The organism is Congregibacter sp. (genome assembly GCF_965660375.1).
Taxonomy (GTDB): domain Bacteria; phylum Pseudomonadota; class Gammaproteobacteria; order Pseudomonadales; family Halieaceae; genus Congregibacter.
Window position 1 is genome coordinate 1 of record NZ_CBFHZO010000066.1, and the last position, 5087, is coordinate 5087.

Below are 5087 nucleotides of genomic sequence, written 5' to 3' on the forward strand. Positions count from 1 at the left end.
GTCTGCGCAAACAAAAAACCGGTGTTGGTGTAGTACACGGGTATGTCCCGATCCACGCGACTGATCATGTGCAATAGCGGCAGGCTCTGGGATTGAAAGGAACTGGTGGTAAAGACCTTCTTCCCCGCATCGAGATAGGCGTGCAGTTGCTCCACCACCTTATCGGCGCGGGCCTCCAGATCTTTTTTGTCGAGAATATCCACTTCGTGCTCGCTTTCTTTCGTGAGGCGGGCAGTCTACGGGCATTCAGCGCCGGAGTATTAGACAGCTTTGTTTCTTGCTAATGCTCGAAGGGAATATCGTAAGCCTTGCGGCTAACTGGAAAGCAATAACGTTTTAACGTTATGATGTCACAATAGTTGGCAGGAGAGCCCCGTGAGTGATTTATCCAAACGCTCAACAATTTATTTTGAGCCCAGCATCCATCAAGCCCTCAAGGTAAAAGCAGCCGCAACCCAGCATTCGATTTCAGAGTTAGTCGATGAGGCCATTCGTCTGCTGATGAGTGAAGATCAGGAAGACCTGGCGGCCTTTTCCGACAGAGAAGATGAAAAGGAAATCAGCTACGAAGCACTGCTTAACGACCTGAAGAAGCATGGCAAGATATAGCCTTACGTTTAAAAAGTCGGTTACCAAAGACCTACGAGCGATTCCGACTCAAGACCTCAGCCGAATTCTCCAAAAAATTGAAGCTTTAGCCGATGACCCCAGACCCCATGGGTGCACGAAGCTCTCTGCCCAGGAACGGTACCGTGTGCCCCAGGGACAATACCGTATCGTTTACGAAGTCCGAGAATCAGTACTCGTCGTACACGTCCTTAGAGTGGCTCATCGAGGGGCCGTCTACCGGCGGAATTAACGCTATGCTTCGACCCACCTTATCAACCCATCAATAGCTGAAAGTAATGCGGCGCCTTGTCCACCGCCAAAACGATGGACGTAAGCAGGCCGACGACCAATACAAGATTGCGCCACCACTCAGCCTGAAACTCGCCCATCACCGCGCGGCTGTTAACGAGCACAATCACGATAATAAAAGCCAGGGGAATCACGATCACGTTGATGCCCATGAGCAGGATCACTTTCAACAGGGCCGGAAAATCCCAAAAAGGCGCTAACGCGGCGGCCGCGAGCACAAACCCCGAAAGCACGCGATGATAGAGTCGGTTGTCTGCGCTAAAGCGCCACTCCTTGCCCCCCATATCCAGCATGAAATAAATGGTGACCTGGGCAGCCACCACGAGGGTAGTCATGGCCGCGGTGAACAGACCGAGGGAGAAAATTATCGGACCCAGGGTAGAAAACATCCCGGGCAAGGCATCCCGGAACACGGCCGATGCCTGCGCTACATCCGCAAAATCCGCATGTTCAGGTAATGAGTACAAGGCGTAACCGCCGGCGATCACCACGAACATGGCGTAAGCACCGAAGATGAACCCCATATTGATGATGGCTTGTCTGAACGCTTTACTCAGTTCATCACGACTGCCCCCGTCATCGGCGCACATGTAGGGCATCCCCAACAGAGCCGCGGGTGCCACCGCCGCCCCCACCATGGCGATGATGGAACTGGTGGCGATGCGGGGAGCACCACCGCTGGGCACCGGTAAATCGTCAGGCAGAGAAGGGACGAAGCCCGCCAGAATCGCGGGGAGCTCCACCAGACCTCGCAGCGCGACCACCAGAAAACACACAAACATCAGTACCATGAGCAGGGTCATGACCCGTTGCATGCGTTCGTAACCACGGGAGAAAACCAGCCACAGCACGGCACCGGAAAGCACGACAGACAAAAGTACATCAAGCCCAAGAGACAGACCCGCACCACCCTGCCCGGCACCCATACCCAGCAAGGTCTGAAACGCCGAGGACATCACCGATATCTGTCCCATGGTGACCAAAAAATGTACCGGGACCACCAGCAACAGAATCAACCAGGCCAGCGCTGCGCTGATGCGGGTGCGCACGAGGGCGAACATACCCCGCGTGGGATTGAGCGCGCCAATGCGGGACGCAGTGTCGACGGAGATAACAAACACCGGCAGCATCGCCACAATCACCCATAGCAGGTCATAGCGAAACCAGGCACCGGCCAGAAGGAAAGATGCCACAGCGCCAGCGCCCATAGTGCCCGCCGCCATCACCGCCGCCGGTCCCACCAGGTTACTGAAGATACGGACGATCATGCTTGCATTTCCCGGCTAAAAATCAACGACGACCTAAACAAACGCTCACTCAGCGAGCCCATGATCATCGCGATGAACGGCACCGCCTTTCATCACAAAGCTGATGCTGCGAAGGGCACTGATGTCCTGGGTAGGATCCGCGTCTACAAAAACCAGATCAGCGAATTTGCCCTCGGCAATAGATCCCAGGGAGTCCTCCTCACCCAGCATCGTCGCCGTTTGAATGGTCGCAGAGCGCAGGGACTCAAGAGGCGTCATGCCCGCCTCCACGTAATACTCGGCCTCGCGCACCGTCGCTGTGGTTCCGTCGTTGGGCTCCTGGGGTAGCTGATCGGTACCCAGACCGATATTCACGCCCACGTCGATGGCCGTACGCAGAGCTTCCCAGTGCTGTTTGCCCACCGAGTCGCGGCGATCGAGATACCACTGGGGCGAGCCGATGCGCTCAAAAAACGGTGCCGTCGCCGGCTGACTCACGACAATGGTGGGTACCAGCCAGGTGCCCGCGTTCTTCATTTTTTTCAGCACTTTTTTGTCCAGGGTGTAGCCGTGCTCGATGCTGTCCACGCCGGCATCGACGGCAACGGTAGTGGCTACGGAGGATCCAGAATGGGCGGCCACCTTGGCGCCGTAGCGATGGGCCGCATCAACCACCGCATTGATTTCTTCGGGCGTCATCAGGGCCTCAGCAATGTCGCCGCCGTCGGTGGCGATGCCACCGGAAATAAGAATCTTCACCCAGGACGCGCCTAGACTGATCTGCTGCCGAGCAGCTTTGACCAACTCATCAGGGCCATCGGCGTAAAGAACACCGGGCTTGGAACCGTGTCCCCCGGTGATGATGAGTGACTCCCCCGCCGAGAAAATCCGCGGCCCTGACGACTCCCCCTTGCGAATGGAACGATCGAGAGCAAGATCGGCATGGCGGTCATCGCCGGGAATTCGAATGGTCGTAACGCCGGCGGTGAGCATCCCCCGCGCGGCGGCAGCCATACGCAGCGCCAGGGCCGCGTCAGTCTCATCAGACAGCTCATTGGCCATTGTGCCCGGGAGTATCAGCCCGGGATGCACATGCATATTCATCAAACCGGGAATGATCCAATGCCCGGACGCATTAATGCGTATAGCATCGTCGGGTATCGCCACATCATCTCTGCTACCGACGGCGCTAATGCGGTCGCCATCGACGAGAATCACGGCGTCCTCCAAAGGTTTGCCACCCTCCAGATCAACCACGTTGCCGCCCACAAGGGCCGTCACCGCGACAGCGGTCTGGGTAAACAACAGCACCGGGACAAGGGCCGCAGCATAAAGGGCATTCGCTAAAATTTTCATTGATACATTCCTGTGGTGGTGTAACCGCCCTGGCACAAACTAATCGGGCATCTGTCGATTAATCTCAGCCTCGAGGAGCGCCATGGGGAGCGGGCCAGCCCGCAGCACCGCGTCCACCCACATTCGAAGCGGCGGAAGCGCAACCTGCGACTCATAAGCTGCATAAAGATCTTTGAAGGCTTTAAAGCCAGTAAAGTAATCCGTGATCTGCAGGGGCGAATTCACCACGCGCTGCCACAAATTCGTGGCGAATTGCGGGGCAAGCAAGCCCTCTTCGCGGGCGAAGCGCAGTACCTCTGCCTCGCCCCAGGTGGCGGTATGCACCTGCACACTCACATAGGCTCGGGTCGCGTTCTCCAGGCGTTTCCGCAGATGCGCCAGACGGGTCAACGGCACGTTCCCCGCCCAGCCCGCATCCAGCATGAGCTCCTCCACAAAACTCCCCCAGCCTTCAACGTAGGAACCATTGGAGAACAGTGATCGCAGCGCCGGCGCCTCGCTCACCGCCACCTTGTATTGCAGGTAATGACCCGGGAACATTTCGTGAGCAAGAATCATCGTGTTGAAGTGCGTATTAAAGGAGCGATAAAACCCCTCTTTCACTTCTGCGGGTGCATCATCGGGCACCGAGGGCACATAAAAAAGCGTGTCTGCCTGCGGATCAAAGGGACCGCTGGGATACACACCACCCACGGCGGCACCGCTGAAATGCGCGGGTGAAAGGGCAATCAGCAGTGTGGTGGGCTTGGGCACCGTGGCGATCTGCTGCCGTTCCACAAAGCGCTCAGCGGCAAAAGTAAGTTCGGTAAAACTTTCGAGAAAGGCGGCGCTGTTGTCCTGGCGATCCATTTCCATGGCCTCCAGGGCTTCTGCGAGTCTCTCGTCGTCGTTAAGTTCTAACAACCGAAAACGCTCTGCGTCATCCTTGATGGTGTTTGCCCAGCGAATGGTCTCCTGGTACATGAATCCGCGAACTGCCCTGACTTCTTCACCCGCTGCGGCAAGGAGTTTTGAGGGCGAATACAGCCCCGACGTACGTCGCTGCAATTTTGCGGTGTAAGCGTCGACACCAATAGCCACCTGCGCCTTCGCCACCGGGAGAATCTGCTCTTGTAGATGCGATTGCAGGGCTGTCATCGCGACCAGGGCCTCGGCGATAGCCTCCCCGATGTTCTCCTTGCCTGAAACCTGTGGCCAATTGGCCACCAGCTCAGGGAGACCGCTGCTATAAAACTCAACACTGCCAGCCAACACGCGGAGCGCGCGACGGGTGCGCAGGGTATTCCCCGAAGACAGCGAACGCACACCCAGACGACAGAGCCGAGCCACTCCCCGCAACCTCGCAAGGAGAGCTTCGCTGCGCTCCTCTTCTGAGAGCTGTTCCCGCACCAGCAGGTGTGTCAGTGCCTGTGATACCTGCTCGGCATACCATTGGGGCTGCCGCGTGAGCGGCTCGTCTTCTCTCCAGGTCGCCAGTTCGTTCTGCACCTGCGCGAGGATCACCCGGGCGTCTACGTTTTGGTCGCCGAGCAGTACGCCCGTGGAGCCTGCAAGCGCAGTCCGCAA

At 57.5% G+C, this 5087-nt stretch carries 5 protein-coding genes and 1 pseudogene; 2 read left to right on the top strand and 4 right to left on the bottom strand.

What is annotated here, in order from left to right; all coding sequences use genetic code 11:
* Positions 1-203: pseudogene (locus tag ACTG3T_RS06055) on the bottom strand (phosphoadenylyl-sulfate reductase); the annotation flags it as partial.
* A 172-nt stretch (positions 204-375) separates the two neighbouring features.
* Here ACTG3T_RS06055 and ACTG3T_RS06060 point away from each other — a divergent pair.
* Both ACTG3T_RS06060 and ACTG3T_RS06065 read left to right on the top strand, forming a co-directional pair.
* Positions 376-609 carry a CopG family transcriptional regulator gene (locus ACTG3T_RS06060; protein WP_439101367.1) on the top strand — a complete coding sequence of 78 codons (234 nt, stop codon included), beginning with the start codon at positions 376-378 and terminating at the stop codon, positions 607-609.
* Complete coding sequence (locus ACTG3T_RS06065) at positions 596-859, top strand: type II toxin-antitoxin system RelE family toxin (RefSeq protein ID WP_439101368.1); 264 nt, start codon at positions 596-598, stop codon at positions 857-859. The genes ACTG3T_RS06060 and ACTG3T_RS06065 overlap by 14 nt, the downstream gene beginning before the upstream one ends.
* A gap of 22 nt (positions 860-881) precedes the next feature.
* Here the strand turns inward: ACTG3T_RS06065 and ACTG3T_RS06070 are convergent, their stop codons facing one another.
* From ACTG3T_RS06070 to ACTG3T_RS06080, 3 genes are all read right to left on the bottom strand, one after another.
* Positions 882-2186, bottom strand: coding sequence for an NRAMP family divalent metal transporter (locus ACTG3T_RS06070; RefSeq protein WP_439101369.1), 1305 nt, complete (start codon positions 2184-2186; stop codon positions 882-884).
* 45 nt (positions 2187-2231) lie between these two features.
* On the bottom strand, positions 2232-3521 hold the full coding sequence (locus tag ACTG3T_RS06075) for an amidohydrolase family protein (RefSeq protein WP_439101370.1): 1290 nt from the start codon (positions 3519-3521) through the stop codon (positions 2232-2234).
* Between the two features lie 39 nt (positions 3522-3560).
* Positions 3561-5087, bottom strand: a 1527-nt coding sequence (locus tag ACTG3T_RS06080) for a DUF885 family protein (protein WP_439101371.1), incomplete at its 5' end; no start/stop codon positions are given.